This window comes from Simiduia sp. 21SJ11W-1, assembly GCF_024138675.1.
GTDB lineage: Bacteria > Pseudomonadota > Gammaproteobacteria > Pseudomonadales > Cellvibrionaceae > Simiduia.
Genome location: NZ_CP090959.1, coordinates 3,065,055 through 3,087,623, shown reverse-complemented (window position 1 = coordinate 3,087,623; position 22,569 = coordinate 3,065,055). Strand labels below are relative to the sequence as shown.

Here is a 22,569-nt window from a genome sequence, read left to right as displayed (position 1 = left end):
AAATTTTTAAGGCAGCACCCACTGGATGTTATCCAGCTGTAAATGCACGCCTGCCTGTTCACCCCAGGTGGGCAGAATGGCGAAAGGTGTATTGACCTGCGACAGATTCAAACCGCCGGCCACCAGATCGGCCACTGGCACCTGAACCGTTTGCCAGCCGCCCATACCTGGCTGGCCGATGGCGATGTCGCCAGAGCTGCAGGGGTGCACGCAGTCGGCCTTGATCACAAGGCCCGTGGCGGCCGCATAGTCCAGCACCTGAATGTCGAAGCTGAAGTAGCCGCTGCTGGCAAAGGCGGAGAGATCTTTGGGCGAGGCGGTTTGCATAAAGGCCAGCCCGTTGTGGCTGCTGGATGTAAATTGCACGTCGATCACCTGGCCGCGGGTATTGTCGGCGGCATCTACCGCGGAGAGTTGCACGTGCGGGGAGCCGGTTTCCCACAACAGCAGGCCCAGCTCCCAGGCACCGTTTACGGCATCTTCAAACACGCTGATGGTTTCGGTAATTACCGAGCCCGGGTCATTCACCCGTGGCTGGATACCGCACGGGCCAAGGCACTGAATGCGGACATTGTTAATGCGCAGGTCGGCGGGGCCGGTGGCTTCCAGCACGAAGGGGTTGTGCACCTGCTCGAGGTTGGCGCGGCCCGGGTCGATGCTGTTGTCGGCCATTTGTGCGAATGCGACGGCGTAGCTTGCCCAGTCGTTGTGGTCGGGCAGGGTGAGCGTGGTTTCACTGACATTGGGCCAGCCGGAGTCGAGCTTTACTTTCAGCCGGGTGGCGGGGTCGATACTTAAAATTTTCATATCGAATTTGAGCTCGCCATAGTCGGCCATGTTGACGAATTTCACGCCTGTGTCGTCATGCGCTAGGGGGCTTTCGGCAACATTTACAAAACTGTTGCCGGCGCTGAAGTAGGTTGCCGCCCAGTGGGTGGCATCGCCCTCGGTAACCATGGCCACTTCCACATCGCCATCAATAGCCGACCAACTATAAAGGTTCAAAGGTTGTTGAAACTCGTAGCCCTCGTGGTTGAGCGGCAGCGGTGTCAGGCCGTTGTCGAACAAACTGAAGGTTTCCGTGCCGGGTAGATCCGTGCCCACCGGTTGCACGGCTTCATCCACCTTGGTTGCGCAGCCGCGGCCGTCGGGTGTGGGTTCATCGCCCAGCGTGCACTGGTACACGCGCACATAATCTACCGAGAGCGTTTGTGGAAATTGGGTGTTGGCATCGGGCGCACCGGGCCAGTTGCCGCCCACGGCAAGGTTCAATAGCAGGTGAAAGGTTTGATCAAACGGCGCTCCGTTTTCGCCAAAACTGAAGCCTGTTTCCTCATGGTTCCAGAAATAAGTGAACCAGCCCGGGCGGGTTTCAGTGGCCGGCCGCTGGGTGCCATAGTGCTTGCCATCCACGTACCAGCGGATTTCATCGGGTTCCCATTCGATGGCGTATTGGTGCAGGCCTTCCCACACATTGCCGTTCACTGTTGTGTGGCTGCCGCTGTAGTTGTTGTTGGGCCACAGGCGGCCATAGTGCAGGGTGCCATGGGCTTCATTGGCGTGTGCGCCCACACCGGGATTTACCACTTCAACTATGTCTATCTCGCCACTCAACGGCCAGCCGCCGTAGCGCCATTGGGTGGGCAGCATCCACACTGCGGGCAACAGGCCCTGGCCCTTGGGCATTTGCGCGGCCACTTCTATGCGGCCATAGCGCCAGTCGCCCTGATTTTTACTGCGCAACCGCGCGCTGGTGTAGGGCTGGGTGGCGCTGGTGTCGGCGGGGTTGTAATTGGGGTCGTCGTCATTGTGGGCCGGGCCGCTGAAGCTTTCGTGCCGTGCAACTATGTGCAGCTTGCCGTCTTGCAAGAAACTGTTTTCGGGCCGGTCTGTGTAGCATTGCAGCTCGTTATTGCCGCCGCCCCAGCAGTTTTTTTCGTGGCGCCACTTGCTGGCATCAATACTTTGGCCATCAAATTCATCACTCCACACCAGTTGCCAGCTGTGCGTTGGTGTTGGCGTAGGAGTGTTTGTAGGCGTAGGGCTGGGCGCGGGCGGCGCGCCCTCCTTGCAGGCGCCCGCGAGTAACGCGGCGGTGCAAAGCCAAATTGTTGAAAGTTTCATGGTGGCTCTTCGTTACATTATTGTTATTAATTTGTGTGCAGCCCGGGCGCTGCCCGGGGCGGGTTTGCCGCAATGGCAGCTTAAGGCTTGGGGCAGCCGTGCTCGCCTTTTTCCAGGTGGATGTTGTACAGCCACACCTCCGAGTTTTTGCTGCCGGTAATTTCAAAGCCACCTGCTACGGTTGCAAGATCTTCTGTCAGGCACGCCAGGGGTATGCGTACCTGTTGCCACTGGTTGCGGTCTAGGCGTGCAAAATCCGCAAGGTTACGTGCCTGGCACTGTTCGCATGCCAGTTGTATGGCCAGTTCGCGAGCCTCAGCCACCTGTAAATCAAACACCAAGGTGCCGCCTGCAAATTCACTTAAATCTTGTGGTGTAGGGCTGTAAAAACCGGCGCGGGCGGGGGCTTGCCATTGCAGGCGTACCGTATCTTCCTGCACAAAGCGATCGCGCATTTGAAGGCTTAAGCCTGGCACCTTCAGGCTCGCGCCATTGAGATCGGTGGCCACGCCGTTGGTGCCTTTAAGCTGCAGCGTCCAGGGTGCGAAGGTGCGGCGGTGGAAGATGGCCTGGGTGCGCGTATCGGCCACAGCGACATCGGCTTTGGCCACCGCCAGCGGGTAGTGCAATTCACTTTGCTGGCCATTGGTTAATCCAAAACCGCGTGCAAACAGCGGCTGATATTCCCCATCGCCTGCGTTGAGTGGCGTTTGCTGGCCGTGGGTGGGCCAAGAGAAACTCAGCTTGCCGGTGAACGGAAAGTTGATGGAACCATCGGGCTTTTGAATAAGTACATCGGCCACACCCGCGCCTTCAGTGCCCGGTTGCCAAATTACCGCAAAGGCGTCGCTGGCGTTCAAAAAGGGGTTAACCGCCAGCGGCCGGCCGGTAATAAACAGCGCCACCACCGGAATATTTTCGCGGCTGAATTTTTCAAGCAGTGCCAGATCTTTTGCCGAGCGGTAGGCCAAATCTTCCACATCGCCTTGCATTTCTGCGTAGGGGTTTTCACCAAATACCACGATGGCGGCATCTGGCTTTTTGGTGTAGCTGCCGTCTTCGCTGTAGTGGGCCTGGCCGCCGGCGAGCTCAACGGCGGCTTTAATGCCATCGTAAATAGTGGTGGCGCCGGGGAAGTCTTCATTCATGTTGCCGGTGCCCTGCCAGCTGATGGTCCAGCCGCCGGTTTGCTTACCCAGATTATGGGCGCCATCACCGGCTACCAGCAATCGGCTGTTGGCGGCAAGGGGGAGCAGTTGGGCGTGATTTTTCAGCAGTACAACAGACTCGCGCACCGCCTGGCGGGCAATGGCCCGGTGTTCGGGTGCGCCAATCAGCTCGGCTTTGGCGGCCAGGGCGTAGCTTGAGGGCTTGCCGCGTTCAAATAATTTGGCGCGCATTTTTACGCGCAAAATGCGTCGAACAGCGTCGTTTAATCTGGCCTCGGAAATGCGTCCGGCCTTGACGTCTGCCAGGGTATTTTTATACAGCTCGCGCCAGTTGCCATCGGGCGCCATGAACATGTCCAGGCCCGCATTGATGGCGGCCGGGCAGTGGGTATCGGTGCAACCGGGCACAAAGGCGTGGCCGGCCCAATCGCCCACAATAAAGCCGTCAAAGCCCAGGCGTTTTTTTAGTACATCGTTTAGTAAGTATTCATGGCCGTGCAGCTTGTCGCCATTCCAGCTGCTGAACGATGCCATGATCACCTGTACGCCCGCCTCGATGGCGGCGAAGTAGCCGGGCGCATGTATGTCGATTAACTGCTGCTCGCCAAGCCGGGTATCGCCCCTGTCTATACCGTTGGTGGTGCCGCCGTCGGCAATGAAATGTTTTGCCGTTGAAATCACTTTGCCATCGGCCAAAAATTGCTCGCCAGCGCGCGCGCCTTGCAGGCCTTCAACCATGGCGGTGGCATACTGCGCCACCAGCTCAGGCGTTTCACTGTAGGATTCATAGGTGCGGCCCCAGCGATCATCGCGGGCCACTGCAAGGGTTGGTGCGAAGCTCCAGGTGATGCCGGTGGCGGCCATTTCTTTGGCGGTAACCGCGCCAATGTGGCGCATCAATTCAGGATTGTGGGCAGCACCCAGTGCAATGTTATGCGGAAAGAGCGTGGCCCCAATCACATTGTTGTGGCCGTGCACGGCGTCGGTGCCCCAGAGAATGGGTATTTTAACTTCGGCATCCACGCTCATGGAGCCTTGGTAGAAGCTGTCTGCCAGGGCCAGCCAATCGTTGGGGCTTGCATATTTATTCTGGCTTGGAAAGGAGCCGCCACCGTTTAATACAGAGCCCAGGTAATATTCGCGCACATCTTCGGCGTTCACATGGCGGATTTCCGGCTGAATAATTTGGCCGACTTTCTGCTCAAGGCTCAGGCGTGGCAATAGCGCATCAATTCTGGCCTCTATTTCAGGCGAGTGTGGTGCAGGCGTGAGTGCAGGCCACAGCGACGCCACCTGTGAGCTGGCTGAATCTCCACTGGCCGCCAAGGGTGCGGCGGGCTGTTCACACCCCATCAAAGCGGCACCGCAGAGCGCGGCAATCAACGATTTTTTCATAGCAATTCTCATGTGTTTTCAGTGTGTTCAAACCTGGCGGCCCATCGGCTGAGTATTGATCCTAGATGCCCGCTAGGTGCGGGCGTTGCCTGGCCGGCACAGCGCGCTCTTAGGGCTGCTTATTATCAAAATGTAAGCGCTTACATTTGTGCGTTAAGTTAGGGAATTGGTGGTCATAAGTCAAGCTTTGGCGCGCGTGTGGTGGTGGTGCTGAGACTTGCCCTGTGCGGGTAAAATGCGCCTATGGCCGCAGGCTGGAATGCCTACAGCGCGGCGGTTCAGTCGCGCGAGCGGCTGCCAAAAAACGCCGCCAGCGCGTGGCCGCTGGCTTTGATGGTGCGCTTTTGAGTGGCGTAATCTACGTGCACTATGCCAAAGCGTTTTTCATAGCCGAGCGCCCATTCGAAGTTATCCATTAAGCTCCAGGCGAAATAGCCTTGTACGTCTACGCCTGCGGCCACCGCATTGTGCACCGCCCGCAGGTGCGATTGAAAATACGCAAGCCGGCTTTGATCGTTAACCTCGCCTTGGCGCAACTGGTCTTTCATGGCTGCGCCATTTTCGGTGATGTACACAGGCGGCAACGCGTAGCGGGCGTTGAGGCCGGTCAGTAAATCGGTAAGGCCCTGTGGGAAAACTTCCCAGCCCATGTCGGTTACTTGGGCGCCATTGGGAATGGTTTCGCCAAAACCTGTGGCCGGGTCTGCATGGTATACGCCACGGGTGTAGTAATTCAGGCCCAGATAATCCAGCGGTTGGCCAATGATTTCCATGTCGCCGGTCTCGATGTGCGGGTGCGCATCGGCTGGAATGTGCGCCAGCGCGCGGGCAGGGTAGCGGCAATTAAACAGTGGCTCAGCGTACCAGTGAAATAGAAAGTCTTCCGCCAGTGCCGCGGCCTCTTGATCTTCCAGGCTTTGGGTTTTCGGGTAGCCGGGGCTCATGTTGAGCACAATGCCGTTAAGACTGTTGGGGCTGTTTTTTTGCAGCACCTGCATGGCTAGGCCGTGGGCCAATAACAGGTGGTGCGCTGCTTGGCGGCCGGCTTTTTGGCAGGCAATGCCGGGCGCGTGAATGCCCACTTCGTAACCTAAATAGGCGCTGCAAAAGGGCTCGTTCAAGGTGGCGTAGGAGTGCACGCGATCGCCAAAGGTGCGGCTAACCAAATCGGCATAGGCCTGAAATTTGTAGGCCGTCTCGCGATTTTGCCAGCCGCCGGCGTCTTCCAGGTGCTGGGGTAAATCCCAGTGGTATAAGGTCACATAGGCTTTGATGCCCTTGGCGCCCAGCGCATCCAGAAGTGCCAGGTAGAAATTGAGGCCCGCATGGTTGGGGCTGCCGTCTGCGTGCATCACCCGCGGCCAGGAAACGGAAAAGCGATAGGCATCTACATTGAGCTGCTCAATCAGCGCAAGGTCATCGCGCCAACGGTTTATGTGATCGCAGGCAATCAGGCCGTTTGAGCCATCGCTAATGGTACCGGGCTGTGCACAAAAGGTATCCCAAATACAGGGCAGGCGTTGGTCGGCTGCGCCCTCAATCTGAAACGCGGCAGTGGCCACACCGTAGGTAAAGGTGTTGGTTGCCAGCGGTGAATGGGCCGGTAATTGAATTTTCATGTGCGTGCGCGGCTGCTCTTGGCTAACGGTTATTGTGGCGCGGCTCGCGCACCAGCGGATTCACGTGCGCGATTGACCGGGTTGGTGAAAGCGCTTACATTTAGGTTAGGGGTTTGGCTGTTAAAGGTCAACCCCGTGGCCTGGGTTTCAACCATGAACACTGTCTATTGGCCGATTTAACGCGCAGACACCTGCCTGAATCTGGCTTAGGATAGGCGCGAATAATAATGAAAACGCTGTGAGGCAATGTAGCAATGCTGACGTTCCGTGAAAAAGTGGCCTATGGCCTGGGTGATACGGCAAGCAATATTATTTTCCAGACGGTCATGCTGTTTCTGACCTTTTTCTACACGGATATCTTCGGCATTTCGCCTGCAGTGGTGGGCACCATGTTTTTGGTGGTGCGCATTTTTGATGCAGTAACAGACCCGCTCATGGGCGGCATTGCCGATCGCACCCACACCCGGTGGGGCAAGTTTCGGCCCTACCTGCTGTGGCTGGCATTGCCCTTTGGCGCCATCAGCGTATTGGCGTTCACCACGCCGGATTTCTCGCCCCAGGGCAAGGTGATTTATGCCTATGTAACCTATGCCGCGCTGATGCTTGCCTACACCGCCATCAATATTCCCTATTCAGCGCTGGGCGGCGTGCTTACAGATAAACCCGAAGAGCGCGTGTCTGTGCAGTCTTACCGGTTTGTGTTTGGCATGCTGGGCGGCTTGTTGGTGACGGCCTGTACACTCCCGCTGGTGGGCTATTTCGGCCAGGGCGATCAGGCGCTGGGTTACCAAATGACCATCGGCGTACTCAGCATTTTCGGGGTAATTTTGTTTTTGTTGTGCTTTGCCGGCACCAAAGAGCGCATTACCCCACCCAAAAGCCAGCGCACCAGCATTCGCGGCGATTTGCAGTCACTGTGGCAAAACGACCAATGGCGCGTACTGAGTGTTGCCGCACTCATATTGCTCACGGGCATGGTGTTGCGCAGCACGCTCGCCATTTATTACGTGAAATATTTTTTGGGTCGCGAAGACTGGGTAACCGCCTTTGTAACGCTGGGCATGGTTGGCAATATTTTGGGCTGTGCCTGCGCGCAGCCCTTGGCCAAGCGCGTGTGCAAGGTTAGGGCCTACATCGCACTGCAACTGATTGCGGCAGTGTTCTGCGTGCTGGGCTTTTTTGTGCAGCCAGATCAAACGCTGTTGGCGTTTGGTTTGTATTTTGTGTGGTGCTTTTTCCTGCAAATGGCCACGCCTTTGTTGTGGGCTAAAATGGCCGATGTGGTGGACTATGGCCACTGGAAATCCGGAGTGCGCATTACCGGTATGGTCTATTCCTCTATTGTGTTTTTTATCAAAATGGGCCTGGCCATTGGCGGCGCACTGGGCGGTTGGCTGCTGGCCTATTACGGCTACCAGGCCAATACCGCTCTGAGCGAGCGCACCTTGCAGGGCATTGTGCTGTCTTTTACATTGGTGCCTGCACTCGCCTCTATTCTGGTGGCTTGGGTGATGCGTTGGTACACCTTAAATGAGGCACGCATGGAAAATATTCAGGCAGAGATTAGCGCCCGCAGTGCATAATGGCCCACACTGCCCGGCTGAAACAGAGAGCGACAGACCCCAATGGTGACAATTTACGATGTATCCGAGCGCGCCGGCGTATCGCTGGCTACCGTGTCGCGGGTAATGAACAAAAATGCCCGCGTGAGCGATAAAACCAAAGAAAAAGTGCAGCGCGCCATGGAAGAACTGGGCTACCGCCCGAATGCCATTGCCAAGGGGTTGGCCTCCAACCGCTCAAACAGTGTGGGCGTGTTGATTTCAGAACTGCACGGCCCCTTCTACGGCATGATGATGAGCGCCATTGAAACGGAGCTGCGCAAGTACGACATCCATTCCATTTTTGCTGCCGGCCACAGTGATGCAGCCAAAGAAGAAGACGCCGTAAATTTTTTGCTTAGCCGCCGGTGCGATGCGCTGATTTTATACGTAGAGGCAGTGAGCGATGAATTTCTAGAGGCGCTCAATGCCCAAGGCACGCCCATAGTGGTGCTTGGCCGCGACATTAAAAGCCTTGCCACCCAGTGCATCAACCTCGACAACGAGCAGGGCGGGTATCTGGCGGCGAAATGCCTGCTGGAGGCCGGCCACCGCAGCATTGCCTACCTTGCCGGGCCACTCTGGAAGCACGATACCCAAGAGCGCCTTGCCGGCCACCGGCGCGCGCTGGCGGAATACAAACTCACCTTCGATGAGCGCCTGCTGTACGAGGGCGACTTCCAGGAAGAGAGCGGCGTGAGCGGGCTGAACCAGCTGTTAGCGGTGGGTGAACCCTTTAGCGCGCTTGCTTGCGGCAACGATGAAATGGCCGCCGGCGCCATGGCCGCTGCACGCGAGGCGGGCCTTGCACTGCCCGATGATCTCTCGATAGTGGGCTTTGATAACGTGGCCTACTCCCGCTTTGTATTCCCGAAACTCAGTACCGTGAACTACCCGGTGCGCGACATGGCGGCCATGGCCACTCACTGGGTGCTGCGCCATGTGTACGATCAGGGCAGGCTCAGTATTGAAAATACCTTCAGCCCACAGCTTGTGGGCCGTGATTCCGTGCATCGCCGCGACTAGCGCCCAACCACCTGCCCCGCGAAAGCCTGATAATTTATTTAATTTCAATGGCTTACATTTTTCGCCTTGTATTCGAAAAGGGTTGCAGGCTGAAGTCATTCGCACGCTTTAAGCACCTTCCATAACCCTGGGCAGTTGAAAGCCTATCCGCGCGCCGAACCGCGGTTATTCCTATGAATGTTTAATAATCCTTACAATTTCAATGGCTTACACTTTTCGCGCTGTATTCGAAAAGGGTTGCAGGCTGAAGTCATTCGCACGCTTTAAGCACTTCCATAACCCTTGGCAGTTGAAAGCCTATCCGCGCGCCGAACCGCGGTTATTTCCTGCGAATGTTTAATAATTCTTTTAATTTCAAAGGCTTACGCTTTCGCCTTGTATTCGAAAAGGGTTGCAGACCGAAGTCATTCGCACGCTTTAAGCACTTCCATAACCCTTGGCAGTTGAAAGCCTATCCACGCGGCGAACCGCAGTTATTTCCTATGAAATTTAAAAAACCTTTTAATTTCAGAGACTTACGTTTTCGCCTTGTATTCGAAAAGGGTTGCAGGCTGAATTCATTCGCACGCTTTAAGCACCTTCCATAACCCTTGGCAGTTGAAAGCCTATCCATGCGGCGAACCGCAGTTATTTCCTATGAATTTTTAAAAATCCTTTTAATTTCAGAGACTTACGTTTTCGCCTTGTATTCGAAAAGGGTTGCAGGCTGAATTCATTCGCACGCTTTAAGCACCTTCCATAACCCTTGGCAGTTGAAAGCCTATCCGCGCGCCGAACCGCGGTTATTCCAATGAATGTTTAATAATCCTCACAATTTCAATGGCTTACACTTTTCGCGCTGTATTCGAAAAGGGTTACAGGCTGAAGTCATTCGCACGCTTTAAGCACTTCCATAACCCTTGGCAGTTGAAAGCCTATCCGCGCGCCGAACCGCGGTTATTCCTATGAATGTTTAATAATCCTCACAATTTCAATGGCTTACACTTTTCGCGCTGTATTCGAAAAGGGTTGCAGGCTGAAGTCATTCGCACGCTTTAAGCACCTTCCATAACCCTTGGCAGTTGAAAGCCTATCCGCGCGCCGAACCGCGGTTATTCCTATGAATGTTTAATAATCCTCACAATTTCAATGGCTTACACTTTTCGCGCTGTATTCGAAAAGGGTTGCAGGCTGAAGTCATTAGCACGCTTTAAGCACTTCCATAACCCTTGACAGTTGAAAGGCTATCCATTAATTTTGTAAGCGCTTACATTACTTCTTGGCGCCTCGCGCTTTTTTTTGAAAAGACTTGTAAGCGCTTACATATGGGTTAAACTAAGCGACAAGAATTAATTAACCCGCTGAACAATAATCAAATAACTCGGGTCAGAGCTATGGAATACAAGAGCTTTAAGAAATCGCAATTGGCGGCCACCATCTCCATGGTGCTCGGTGCGGCGGCGATGCTGCCTGCGCACGCGCAAACAGAGGGCCAGCAAGGGCTGGATCAGCTGGAAGAAATCGTGGTAACCGGTATTCGCGGCAGTTTGCAGCGCTCCATGGACATCAAGCGCGACGCCCAGGGCGTGGTGGATGCCATCTCCGCAGAAGACATCGGCAAAATGCCCGATACCAATTTGGCGGAATCTCTGCAGCGCATTACCGGTGTGTCTATTGACCGCTCGCGCGGCGAAGGCAGCAAGGTGACAGTGCGTGGCTTTGGCCCGGATTATAATCTGGTGACGCTCAATGGCCGCCAGATGCCTACAGCCAGTGGTACCAGTCGCTCCTTTGATTTTGCCAACCTGGCCGCTGAGGGCGTTGCCGGCGTTGAAGTGTACAAGAGCGGCAAGGCCAACATGCCCACCGGGGGCATTGGTTCAACCATCAACATCAAAACCACTCGCCCGCTGGAGTCGCCTGGCTTGGCGGCAACGGTTGGTATCAAGGGTGTGCACGATACCTCTACCCGCGACGGCGACAACCTTACGCCAGAAATTTCTGGCCTGTTCTCGAATACCTTTGCCGACGACACTATCGGTGTAGCACTGACTGCCAGCCGCCAAGAGCGCGACAGCGGAGCGGCCACTGCCAGCGTGGGTGGTTGGCGCACCTTCCCCGGCGAAGTAGATAACTGCTGGTGTACGGCAAACCCCTCCGAGTGGGGTGGCATTCCACCGGAAGGTGATCCAAATCAGGTGAACCGCCCGGGTGCCGGTGATATTTACTCCGTACCGCAAACCATTGGCTATGAGCTGGCGGAATACAACCGCGTGCGTACCAACGGCCAGCTGACCGTGCAGTGGCAGCCAGTGGAATCTGTGCGCACCACGCTTGATTACACCTACAGCGAGTTGGAGCTTGAGCGCACCTACAACAATATGTCTGCCTGGTTTAACTTCGGTGCCCAGGAAACTGTCTGGACTGATGGCCCCATTGCGTCACCTCTGGTGTATACAGAAAATTTAGCGGGCAGCGATTTCTCTATGGGAGCGGGTAAAGATGCTTACCGCACTGAAAATAATTCGGTTGGCTTCAACGTTGAGTGGAATGCCACTGAAAATCTGACCCTTGAGTTTGATCACCATAATTCGACTGCTGAATCTGAACCCAATAGCCCTTACGGCGACAGCGCATTACTTTCCATTGCCGCTTACACCCGAGATAAAACCACCGGCTATTTTGATTCAGATTTGCCGATTCTGGAGTTGGGCTTAGCCAATCCCTTGTCGCCTGACGACATGCAAATCACCGGTAGCGTGTTTACCAATAACCAGTCAAAGATGGATATCCAGCAAACGAAATTTGCTGGCACATATGCATTTATAGATAGCAGTATTGTTGAAAGCATTGATTTTGGTATAGAGCTGAGTGAGGTGAATAACCGCTCAGCCAGTTCTGTAATTCAGCGCGATACCTGGAGCGCAAATACCGATGTTGGGGCTATTGCAGATTTGATGGAGCCTATGTCAATCGATGGCGAGTTTGATTCTGTCGACGGCGGAAAAAATCTTGGACAAACGGAATTCTTTGGTTTTGATATGGTCCAACTGATCAACCGATTCAATGCGTTGGTTGCCTCCGGTGATGCAACTTATGGCAATCCAGATCAGATTAATGGCGTTGGCGATTGCGGCACGCCCCTGTGTGCATCGAGTGACTTCACAACTGATCGCCGGACAACAGAAGATTCCACAGCGGCCTATGTGCAACTGAATATGGCCACTGAAATTGCCGATATGCCCGCCAAAATCAATGTAGGCTTTCGCCATGAATCCACCGACGTGACTTCGCGAGCGCTCGTGCCCGCCTACGAGTATGTTACCTGGGGTGGTGGCAATGAACTCTCGGCTGTGCGAAGTGGCGATTCCGCTTTCACCGAATTGGGCGGTAGCTATTCCGTATTACTACCTAATCTAGATTTCAGTCTTGAAATGACTGAGAGCCTTGTTGCGCGAGCGTCGTGGAGCAAGACCATTGGCCGGCCAAACTACCGTGATATTCAAGGTGGCGTGACGATTAATAATCCATTGCGCACCGATGGTGGCACGGGTGATCGTGGTAATCCTGATCTTAAGCCGCTGGAATCGCAAAATACCGATCTTTCCTTCGAGTGGTATTACGACGAAGGTAGCTATGCCTCAGTTGGATATTTCCACAAGCAGGTTAAGAATTTTATTGGCATTGATTTTGTCGACGAACCTACTTTTGATCTGCCAAGTCCAACAAATAGTCCTATGTACGCAGAGGCGATCGCTGCAGGGAATACCCAGCCAGGCGATATCTTTAATTACATCATGACTAACTACCCGACAGCAGAGGGCGTTGATGTTGCAGGTGGCTCCATTGTGGGTGTTGAGGGGCGCGATGGCCCAACCAACTTCACGCTGACTGTGCCCGCAAACCTGGAAGAGGCTGTGGTAGATGGTTGGGAGTTAAATGTTCAGCACGCCTTTGGTGAATCAGGTTTTGGCCTAATTGCCAACGCTACCCTGGTAGATGCCGATGTGGGATACGATGACTTCAGCCTGGAGTCCCAGTTTGTGGTAACCGGCCTGAGTGATTCTGCCAACCTTATCGGCTACTACGATAAAGACGGTATCCAGGTGCGTATCGCCTACAACTGGCGCGACGACTTCCTTGCCGGTACCGGGCAGGCGAACGTTGGCGTAGGCCCAACCTACGTTGCGGCTTACGGTCAGTGGGATATGAACGCCAGTTATGAAATCAACGACAATGCCTCTATTTTTGTAGAAGCCTTGAATGTGACTGAAGAGACTACCCATGTGTATGGGCGCGATGAAAAGCAAACCCTGTTTGCTGCACAAATCGGCCCGCGCTACGCCATCGGTGCTCGCTATAAGTTTTAAGTGTTAGTTCCTGAAAGGCATTAAGTGATAGGGAGAATCACCTCTGGTGGTTCTCCCTTTTTTCTAACGCAAACAGTGTTTGCAGTACTTGTGATCGGGCAAGTGCTAGCGCTTAAACTAAGTAGATGCACCTCAGGCACTCTACACGTGATATATTTTTAAAACAGATTCTTGCAGCCTCCCACAGCGTGAGGCCTGCTAAAACCGGCGTAATGAATTCCAGGCGATACCCCATGATGTCTGATAAAACCACACCTGATTCCCCCAAAACGGCAAAGCCCGTGCGCCGGGTGGTGATTGTGGGCGGCGGTGCTGCAGGTTGGTTAACGGCCGGGGTATTGGCAGCGGAATTTCAGGGCAACAGCGCGCAGCCTTTGCATATCACACTGGTTGAATCGCCCGATGTACCAATTTTAGGCGTTGGGGAGGGCACCTGGCCCTCCATGCGTATGACGCTGCAGCGCATCGGCATTTCCGAGGCGGAATTTATTCGCACCTGTGATGCCAGTTTTAAGCAGGGCACACGGTTTGTAGACTGGCGGGCGCCAAATACCCAATACCTGCACCCCTTTAGCCTGCCGCCGGAATACAGCCAGCTGAACCTTGCCAATTTTTGGTTGGCAGAATCCCAGCGGGGTTCGCAACACTTACCTGCCTTTGCCCATTCCGTAACTCCCCAAGCGGCAGTCATTGATGCGGGGCGTGCACCTAAGCAAGCCACCACACCAGAGTATGCGTTTAACCTCAATTACGGTTATCACCTGAATGCGGGTAAATTTGCCGAGCTGTTGCGTCGTCATGGTGTTGAAGCGCTGGGTGTGCAACACCGTTTGGCCAGGGTAACGGAGGTGGTGTCTGATCCTGGCGGTGATGTGCAAGCGTTGCAGTTAGATACAGGCGAGCAGCTTGCCGGTGATTTGTTTATCGATTGCAGTGGCTCGCGCTCGTTGTTGATTGGTGAACATTTTCGTACGCCGTTTATTTCTTTAAAGGCAAGCCTGGCTAACGATAGGGCGCTGGCCATAGGGGTGCCCTATGCCAAGGCTGATGCGCCTATAGCGCCTACTACTCACTCAACTGCATTGAGCAACGGCTGGGTGTGGGATATCGGTTTGCAAAGCCGCCGCGGTGTGGGATTTGTGTATGCCAGCGAATTTTCCGGTGAGGGTGCCGCCTGTGAGCAGCTGGCCGCTTATCTCACAAAAACTGCGCCACACATAAAGATCAATGAGCAGGATTTCAGGCAATTGAAATTCAACCCGGGCCACTATGAATCTTTCTGGGTGCAAAACTGTGTGGCCGTGGGTATGGCTGCGGGTTTTGTAGAGCCATTGGAGGCTTCGGCGCTGGCGCTGGTTGAGCAAAGTGCCGCGTTCATTGCCGAGCAATTGCCAAGCGATTCACAAAAAATGGCGCCCGTGGCGCGGCGGTTCAATCAAAAGATGCGCTATCACTGGCAGGGCATTGCTGATTTTTTGAAATTGCACTATGTGCTGAATCAGCGCGCAAGCAGCGACTACTGGCGCACCATGGGCGATAGGCAAAGCTGTTCGGCAGCACTTGCAGATAAGCTTTTACTGTGGGAGCAGCAGCCGCCTTGGCATGAAGATGCGCCGCGCATTGATGAGCTTTTCCCTTCGGCCAGCTATCAATTCGTGCTCTATGGTATGGGCTTTATGCCACAACATCTTGCCGCGACCGTCAGTCGCCCGCGGCTCGCCGCCCAATGGCCGCGTGCCCGCCAGTTAATGCAGGATGTGCACACCAAGGCTGTGGCCATGACCCAGGCCTTGGAAACCAATAGAGCGCTACTCAACAAGATCACTGCCAAGGCTAATAGCTAATAGAGTGGTATTAACAATAAACAGCAAAGAAACAGGTTCACGGTATGCCGAATTTTGAATTGCTAAATAAAGACAAACACAAAGATATTCGGGTGATTACCGAATTTGGCGCACGCTTCGGCGACGCGGTAATGTATGCCATGAGTTTCCCCTTTGAATTTCGCTCTTTACAGGGCGAGTACCCGATTTTGTTGCACAAGGATATGGATAACAATGTGACCTATCCGGTGGCGCTGTTCGGTTTTCAAAATGGTGAAAATCTCTATCTAGACGAACAAAGCTGGCAGGCGCGTTACAAGCCTTTAATGATTCGGCGCCAGCCCTTTCTTATCGGCTTTCAAGGCGAGCAAGCGGGGGGCGTAGACAACCGGCAACGGGTGGTGTCTATCGACATGGAAAATCCGCGCATCAGCACAACCGAAGGTGAGCTGTTGTTTGACAGTTTTGGCGCCAATACACCTTTCCTTGACGAGGCGGCTCACATGCTTGAAGCAATCCACGCAGGCCACGAACACAATCAAAAATTTGTAGCGGCACTGGAAACCTATGAGCTGATTGAATCCATTACGCTGGATATCACACTCAATGATGGCTCTAAAAACCAACTGCTGGGCTTTCATTTCATTAATGAAGAAAAACTGCAGGCGCTATCTGGTGATGCACTGGCTGATTTATCGCAACAGGGTTTTCTGATGCCAATTTTCATGATGCTGGCTTCTATGAGTAACATCGGCCATTTGGTTGACAAAAAGAACCAGCGCGACGGCCTGAGCTAATGCCTTTGTTACGGCCCGAGCCATCGCTCGAAAAATTGCCCAAACCACGCGCGATGGAAGAACTCACAGGCATCGACCCGACTATGCTCGCGCAATTACTGGGTGAGCGCACTGAGCCTGCGATAATCCGTGGCTTGGTAGCCGATTGGCCTGCTACCCAGCAATGCCAGCGATCGCTTGGCGATGCGGCGAGCTACCTGTCACGCTTTTGGACCCAGCAACCGGTGACCGCTTATGTCACAGAGCCTGGCAGTGAAACCCGCCTGTTTTATAACGAAGATTGCACGGGCTTTAATTTTAGGCGAGGGGCTGCGCCCTTGCATCAGGTGTTTCAAAAACTGAATGAACACAGCAAGGATGAAAAGCCACCAGTGATCTACGTGGGATCATCCATGGTAGACAAATTTTTGCCGGGCTTTCGGGCGGAAAACGATCTCCCGATGACGGGGGTCGAGCCCTTGGTGAGTGCGTGGCTCGGCAACGAAAGTCGCATCTCGGCCCACTATGATTTTCCGCTGAATATCGCCTGTGTTGTGGCTGGGCGCCGCCGATTTACGGTGTTTCCGCCTGACCAGCTGAAAAACCTTTACGTGGGCCCGGTTGATGTAACGCCCGCAGGCCAACCCATCAGTTTGGTGGATTTTGAACGGCCGGATCTCGCGCGTTTTCCGCGCTTTGCCAAGGCCATGGCGCAAGCGCAGGTGGCTGAGCTTGCGCCGGGTGATGCCATTTTTATACCTGGCATGTGGTGGCACCATGTGGCGTCTTTATCGAAATTTAATATGCTGGTGAATTATTGGTGGTTGGATACGCCAGATTATCTGGGTTCACCTTCTTCTGCATTGCTGCACGCCATACTGGCGTTAAAAAGCCTGCCGAAAGCAAAGCGCAAGCAATGGCAGGCGTTATTTGAGCACTATGTGTTTGAAGCAGAGAGTGACGCATTTGCCCACATTCCAGAGGCGGGGCGCGGTGTGTTAGGCGAGGTTGACAGGGCGCTGGCCAATCAATTGCGGGCTGAGTTAATCAATAAATTGAAGTAGGCAGGCATGTGCCCGCCCGGAGGTAGTGACGTGAGTGTTAAAACACCAAAAAATACTATGGGGCATCACAAAAAAGTACACAAGGTTGTGATCGCCGGCGGCGGTACGGCTGGCTGGATTGCGGCGGCCTCGCTGGCGAAATTGTTGGGCAAAACACTCGATATTACGCTGGTGGAATCTGACGACATTCCGACAGTGGGTGTGGGCGAGGCCACCATTCCCACGCTTCTGACACTGCATCAATTGTTAAAGATTAACGAAAAGGAATTTTTGGCGGCAGTACAAGGCACCTTTAAGCTGGGTATATCCTTCGAAAACTGGCGCGATGTGGGCAAGGATTATATTCACTCCTTCGGCTGGACGGGTAAAGATTGCTGGGCGGCTGGCTTTCAACACTTTTGGAAAAAGGGCGTGGATTTAGGCATTAGCGAAGAGTTTGGTGCCTATTGCCCCGAATGGGCTGCCGCCAAGGCCAATAAATTTGCAGTGCTCAGCCGAGAAGGCCTTAACTATGCCTACCATCTGGATGCTGGCCTGTACGCCAAGTTTTTACGTGGCATTGCGCAGCAGCATGGTGCCAAGCGGCAGGAAGGCAAGATTCGCGCGGTGCAGTTAAATTCCGATGACGGTTTTATTGAATCGCTGCTGTTGGAAAGCGGCCAGGTAATTGAGGGCGACTTATTTATAGACTGTACAGGCTTTCGTGGCCTGTTGATTGAGCAAGCGTTGCATGTGGGCTACGACGACTGGAGCCACTGGTTGCCCTGCGATGGCGCAATTGCTGTGCAAACAGAGGCCACCGAGGCGCCCATCCCCTACACCCGATCAATCGCCCATGGCGCAGGCTGGCAATGGCGTATACCGCTGCAAAATCGCGTGGGCAATGGCTTGGTGTTTTCCAGTAAATTCTGGCGTGATGAGCAGGCCATAGATTGTTTAACCAGTAACATTCAAGGTAAACCACTGAATGATCCGCGGGTAATTAAATTTAAAACCGGCCAACGGCGCAAGCATTGGCATAAAAACTGTGTGGCCATGGGGTTGTCTAGCGGATTTATAGAGCCACTTGAATCTACCAGTATTCATTTGATTCAGCGCGCAGTAGTACGCCTGATGCAAATGTTCCCCTACGACGGGATTCGCACACCGGATGTCGAAGAATTCAACGCACAAATGAAGTTTGAATCAGATAACATCCGCGACTTCATTATTCTGCACTACCACGTAACCGACCGCCGGGACACCGAGTTCTGGCGTCACTGCCAATCCATGGAAGTGCCTGAATCCCTGACGCATCGCATCGAACTATTCAAGCAAACCGGGCGCGTATTCAAGGTTCCCACGGAATTGTTTGGCGAAAACTCCTGGACTCAGGTAATGCTGGGCCAAGGCATTATGCCTGAGCAGTACCACCCCATTGTGAATATGATGAGCGAGGCAGAGCTTAAAGACTTTCTAACGGGTATCCGTAGCAATGTTGAAAAAACCGTAGCCCAATTACCCAGCCATCAGGACTTCATTCGCCACTATGCCCCCGCCGGTTAGCGGTTGCGGGGCGCTGCGCCACTGTTCATTTCATTGGCATTAAGCCCGGGTGCATTGCAACCTGCTGGTATCGCTGGCTGATTTCTCGGCCCGCATCACTACAATTGCATGCACTAGGTCCCATTGCGCCCACTTGCCCTGTAGTTGTGCAAGTTGCTGTGCTAGCGTTTGCACTAGTTGTTGCGAAACCGAGGGATAACACAAGGAGGGACTATTGCGCCTGCTCTTGGGAATATGGCTACTGGGGTATGCCTGCTTGAGTGCTGCTTCAGCGCCGCTGCTGTTGGCGGCAGATGTGTGGTGCCCCTTCAATTGTGCAGCCAGCCAGCAGCCCCAGGGCTTTATGATAGATATTGCCACCCGCGTGTTCGCCCGTGAGGGTATTGAAGTGCGCTACGTTAACCTCCCATGGCCCAGGGCCAAGGCGCGGGTGAGTGAAGGCCTGGTGCATGGGCTGGTAGGCGCCACACGCACAGACCCCGATACCCAGCATTTACACTTTCCAAGCCTTGCTCAGGGGCAAATGCGCAATCTGTTTTGGGTGCGAGCGGGCGATGACTGGCGCTACCTTGGCCCCATGAGTTTGGCCGAGCGCAAGCTGGGTGTGATTAAAGATTATGAATATGGCGCGATTATAGACGGCTACATTGCCGGCCCCGGTGTGCGGGTGCATTTGGCCTCGGGCAGTCAGCCTTTGCAGCAGCTGATGCGTATGCTCCAAAGTGGGCGCATAGATTTGGTGATTGAAGACCAATCCGTATTTACCTACACAGCTGCGTCACATGCATTTTCGGCCTTTAGCGCTGCCGGCCCTATTCCGGGCTCGGAGCAGGGGGTTGATCTGTATATCGCATTTAGCCCTACGGCCGAGGGCATGCGCTATGCAAAGTTGCTATCTGAGGGTACTGCACGCCTACGTAAGCAGGGTGAATTGGCAAAAATTATGGCAAAGTACGGCCTGCAAGATTGGCATGCGGGCCACCCAATACCACCGCTTGCGGTTAACTAGCTGCAGGGCCCGTGTTACAGCGCAACGCGTAAGAAGAATCAGTAGCCACACACCATGATTGAATTTATCAATAACCAGGCCGAGCTCACCACGGCCGCCACAGATCTCTTACTGGGCTGTGTAGCATTATGGTGCGCCAAAAGTTTACCCAAACCCCAACACGCACGCTACCGTACGCTATGGCGTGCCATTTTTTTGCTGCTGGCACTGGCTGCAGTGCTGGGCGCTGTAGCGCACGGGCTGGTGATCAGTAAGCCTGTTTATGAAGGCCTGTGGGCGGTAATTTATTTAGCGCTGGCGCTACTGGTGGCGGCCTTTCTTGTGGTGTTTGTGTGGGATCTATTCGGCCCCGCGCGCGCCCGGCAAATTATGGGGCCGGCGGTATTGTTAGGTGGGGGCTTTTTCGCCTATACCCTGTTGTTCCCAAGCTCATTTTTACCCTTTGTTATCTACCAAGTGAGTGTGATGCTGTGTGCGCTGGCGGGCTATAGTTGGCTTGCAGTTCAAGTTGGGCGTGCCGGGGCCGGCTGGCTGGCACTGGGCATTGCGATAACCATTGTTGCCTCGGCTGTGCAGGCCACCAAGGCGCTGAGTTTTACCCTGGTTTGGGCGTTCGACCACAACGGTGTTTACCACCTCATTCAAACAGTGGGGCTGTGGGTGTTGTTGTACGGTTACAGCAAGGCCGTTAATGCCCCTGCGTCACCTTAATATAGCGAGGCAGTGATGATCTACGTAGAAGGATTTGTTGCAGCAGTACCCACTGAAAATAAAACCCAATACCTTGAACATGCGCACAAGGCCGCAGAGGTGTTTAAGGCCTATGGCGCCTTAAAGCTGGTGGAGTGTTGGGGCGATGACGTACCCACCGGCAAGCTCACCTCTTTCCCGCAGGCGGTAATGGCAGAGCCCCATGAAACGGTGGTGTTCTCTTGGGTGGAGTGGCCCTCCAAGGCAGTGCGCGATGAGGCCATGCCAAAAATCATGGCCGATGAACGCCTAGACCCGGCCGTTAACCCCATGCCCTTTGATGGCAAGCGGTTGATCTACGGCGGCTTTCAACAGCTGCTCGTACTTTAATTTAGGGGTAGCGCTATGGCTGTTGTCTACCAGGATGTGGTGCGCGCCGCAGATCGCATTCGCCCCTTTGTACATCAAACACCGGTGCTTACCAGTGCTTTAATTAATGAGGCACTGGGTGCTAATGTTTTTTTCAAATGTGAAAACTTCCAGAAGGTGGGTGCTTTCAAAGCTCGCGGTGCAATCAATGCCGTGGCCCAGCTCACGGGCGCGCACGCCGTGGCCACCCATTCATCGGGCAACCACGGTGCGGCACTGGCCTATGCAGCCGGCGTATTCGGGTTAACGGCCCACATCGTAATGCCAAGCAACGCGCCGGCTGTTAAAAAAGCTGCGGTGGCGGCTTATGGCGGCAATATTGTGGAATGCGAGCCCACACAGGCCGCCCGTGAAGCTACCGCTGCCCAGTTAGTTGAAGAAACCGGCGCCTGCTTTGTGCCGCCCTATGATCACGCGCACATCATTGCCGGCCAGGGCACGGCGGCGCTTGAGTTAATCTCCCAAGTGCCTGAGCCATTAGAAATTATTATGGCCCCCGTGGGCGGTGGCGGCCTGCTGGCGGGCACGGCGCTTGCCGCGGCTGGTGTGAAAGGTTTACGGGTGATTGGTGCGGAGCCGGCTGGCGCAGACGATGCCGCGCGCGGGTTCAAAACCGGCGTGCGCGTGACCGAACAAACGCCAAATACTATTGCCGATGGGTTACGCACCTTGGTGGGTGTTGAAAATTTCGCCGTGATTAAAAACCACGTACACGATATTCTCACCGTTTCAGAGGCCGGTATTATTGAGGCAATGGCGCTGGTGTGGTCGCGCCTGAAAATCGTGATAGAAGCTTCTGCTGCGGTACCTGTTGCCGCCATACTTGAGCACCCGGAAATATTTCGCGGTGCGCGCTTGGGTGTAATTTTGTCTGGCGGCAATGTGGAGCTAACCGCGCTGCCCTTTGCACAGCTCGCGCGTTAATTGCAATTTAAAATTTTTGGTAAATGAAATATGCATATTTGGGTTGATGCCGATGCCTGCCCGGTGGTAATCAAAGAGATTATTTTTCGCGCAGCCGAGCGCAAGTGTATTGGCACTACACTGGTAGCAAACCAGTACATTAAAGTGCCGCCGTCAAAATACATCTCCAGTGTGCAAGTGGCCGCAGGCTTCGACGTTGCAGATAACGAAATTGTAAAGCGCCTGAGCCCGGGCGACCTGGTGATTACCCAAGACATCCCTCTGGCTGATGAGGTGCTAACCCTGGGTGCCTACGCCATTAATCCGCGCGGCGAGGCCTACACCAAGGCCAATATCAAGGCACGGCTTAATATGCGCGATTTTATGGATACGCTGCGCTCAAGTGGTGTACACACCGGCGGCCCGCCACCGCTCAATCACGGCGACCGCAAAACCTTTGCAGATCAACTAGACCGATTGTTGGCTAAACTCTCTAAAGCGTAGGTGCTGCCTGTAAATGGGGTGGCCTTGCACATTTTGACGAACAGGAGCCGCCTATGAGCCACGGTTTCACCATTGGTATAGAGCGCCATAAAGGGCGGTTGCATTTAAATCTGCGCGCCTACGGCAAGCTCACCCATGAAGATTACACCCAAATGACGCCACTGCTTGAAGCTGCATTGGCCGGCGTGCCCGAGCAATCTGTAGACGTATTTATGGATATCACGGCTTTCGAAGGTTGGGAGCTACGCGCAGCCTGGGACGATCTGAAACTGGGACTGGCGCATGGGCGGCAATTTCGGAAAATTGCGCTGCTTGGCAGTGCCGGGTGGCAGTCGTTGGCGGCAACCGTGGGCAACTGGTTTGTGGGCGGTGAAGTAAAGTATTTTGAATCCCGCAGCGAGGCCTGTGCATGGTTGGCGCTATAAATTTGATTGGTGGGCCAAACTTTGCGGGTACCCTAAGAGCCTTTTGCCAATTCGCTCAAGGGCTTCTTTTTTGTGCCTGCTTAATGCTTGCCCCTCTCTGTAATGCACAAAGCGAGCA

16 protein-coding genes are annotated in these 22,569 nt (G+C 54.3%); 13 read left to right on the top strand and 3 right to left on the bottom strand.

Going from position 1 to position 22,569, the window contains the following annotated elements; all coding sequences use genetic code 11:
• Window positions 1-6: 6 nt before the first annotated feature.
• The 3 genes from L1F30_RS13510 to L1F30_RS13500 all read right to left on the bottom strand — a co-directional run bounded on the left by L1F30_RS13510 (window position 7) and on the right by L1F30_RS13500 (window position 6,307).
• Window positions 7-2,124 carry a glycoside hydrolase family 16 protein gene (locus tag L1F30_RS13510; protein WP_253356761.1) on the bottom strand — a complete coding sequence of 706 codons (2,118 nt, stop codon included), beginning with the start codon at window positions 2,122-2,124 and terminating at the stop codon, window positions 7-9.
• Window positions 2,125-2,204: 80 nt separating this feature from the next.
• Window positions 2,205-4,688: a glycoside hydrolase family 3 protein gene (locus tag L1F30_RS13505; RefSeq protein WP_305879908.1), complete on the bottom strand. Its 2,484-nt coding sequence runs from the start codon at window positions 4,686-4,688 to the stop codon at window positions 2,205-2,207.
• Between the two features lie 278 nt (window positions 4,689-4,966).
• Window positions 4,967-6,307 (bottom strand): GH1 family beta-glucosidase, encoded by a 1,341-nt coding sequence (locus L1F30_RS13500; RefSeq protein WP_253356760.1) that lies wholly within the window; start codon window positions 6,305-6,307, stop codon window positions 4,967-4,969.
• A gap of 254 nt (window positions 6,308-6,561) precedes the next feature.
• On the opposite strand from L1F30_RS13500, the gene L1F30_RS13495 reads away from it, so the two are divergent.
• The 13 genes from L1F30_RS13495 to L1F30_RS13435 all read left to right on the top strand — a co-directional run bounded on the left by L1F30_RS13495 (window position 6,562) and on the right by L1F30_RS13435 (window position 22,451).
• A complete protein-coding gene (locus L1F30_RS13495; protein WP_253356759.1) occupies window positions 6,562-7,890 on the top strand; it encodes a glycoside-pentoside-hexuronide (GPH):cation symporter in 1,329 nt (442 codons plus the stop codon).
• Window positions 7,891-7,932: 42 nt separating this feature from the next.
• Window positions 7,933-8,934 carry a LacI family DNA-binding transcriptional regulator gene (locus tag L1F30_RS13490; RefSeq protein WP_253356758.1) on the top strand — a complete coding sequence of 334 codons (1,002 nt, stop codon included), beginning with the start codon at window positions 7,933-7,935 and terminating at the stop codon, window positions 8,932-8,934.
• Window positions 8,935-10,307: 1,373 nt separating this feature from the next.
• Complete coding sequence (locus L1F30_RS13485) at window positions 10,308-13,283, top strand: TonB-dependent receptor (RefSeq protein WP_253356757.1); 2,976 nt, start codon at window positions 10,308-10,310, stop codon at window positions 13,281-13,283.
• A 233-nt stretch (window positions 13,284-13,516) separates the two neighbouring features.
• The gene (locus L1F30_RS13480) at window positions 13,517-15,127 is read left to right on the top strand and encodes a tryptophan halogenase family protein (RefSeq protein ID WP_253356756.1); all 1,611 of its coding nucleotides are present in this window, start codon (window positions 13,517-13,519) and stop codon (window positions 15,125-15,127) included.
• A gap of 44 nt (window positions 15,128-15,171) precedes the next feature.
• Entirely contained in the window at window positions 15,172-15,903 is a 732-nt protein-coding gene (locus L1F30_RS13475; protein ID WP_253356755.1) for a SapC family protein, read from the top strand.
• On the top strand, window positions 15,903-16,946 hold the full coding sequence (locus L1F30_RS13470; RefSeq protein WP_253356754.1) for a cupin-like domain-containing protein: 1,044 nt from the start codon (window positions 15,903-15,905) through the stop codon (window positions 16,944-16,946). The genes L1F30_RS13475 and L1F30_RS13470 overlap by 1 nt, the downstream gene beginning before the upstream one ends.
• A 57-nt stretch (window positions 16,947-17,003) precedes the next feature.
• On the top strand, window positions 17,004-18,491 hold the full coding sequence (locus tag L1F30_RS13465) for a tryptophan halogenase family protein (protein ID WP_253361835.1): 1,488 nt from the start codon (window positions 17,004-17,006) through the stop codon (window positions 18,489-18,491).
• 256 nt (window positions 18,492-18,747) lie between these two features.
• The gene (locus tag L1F30_RS13460; protein WP_253356753.1) at window positions 18,748-19,500 is read left to right on the top strand and encodes an ABC transporter substrate-binding protein; all 753 of its coding nucleotides are present in this window, start codon (window positions 18,748-18,750) and stop codon (window positions 19,498-19,500) included.
• 54 nt (window positions 19,501-19,554) lie between these two features.
• Window positions 19,555-20,211, top strand: a complete 657-nt coding sequence (locus L1F30_RS13455; protein WP_253356752.1) for a hypothetical protein — start codon at window positions 19,555-19,557, stop codon at window positions 20,209-20,211.
• Between the two features lie 15 nt (window positions 20,212-20,226).
• A complete protein-coding gene (locus tag L1F30_RS13450) occupies window positions 20,227-20,580 on the top strand; it encodes a DUF1428 domain-containing protein (protein ID WP_253356751.1) in 354 nt (117 codons plus the stop codon).
• A 15-nt stretch (window positions 20,581-20,595) separates the two neighbouring features.
• Window positions 20,596-21,543, top strand: a complete 948-nt coding sequence (locus L1F30_RS13445) for a pyridoxal-phosphate dependent enzyme (RefSeq protein ID WP_253356750.1) — start codon at window positions 20,596-20,598, stop codon at window positions 21,541-21,543.
• Window positions 21,544-21,573: 30 nt separating this feature from the next.
• Window positions 21,574-22,026 (top strand): YaiI/YqxD family protein, encoded by a 453-nt coding sequence (locus tag L1F30_RS13440; RefSeq protein WP_253356749.1) that lies wholly within the window; start codon window positions 21,574-21,576, stop codon window positions 22,024-22,026.
• A gap of 53 nt (window positions 22,027-22,079) precedes the next feature.
• Window positions 22,080-22,451, top strand: a complete 372-nt coding sequence (locus L1F30_RS13435) for an STAS/SEC14 domain-containing protein (RefSeq protein ID WP_253356748.1) — start codon at window positions 22,080-22,082, stop codon at window positions 22,449-22,451.
• The last annotated feature ends 118 nt before the right edge of the window (window positions 22,452-22,569 follow it).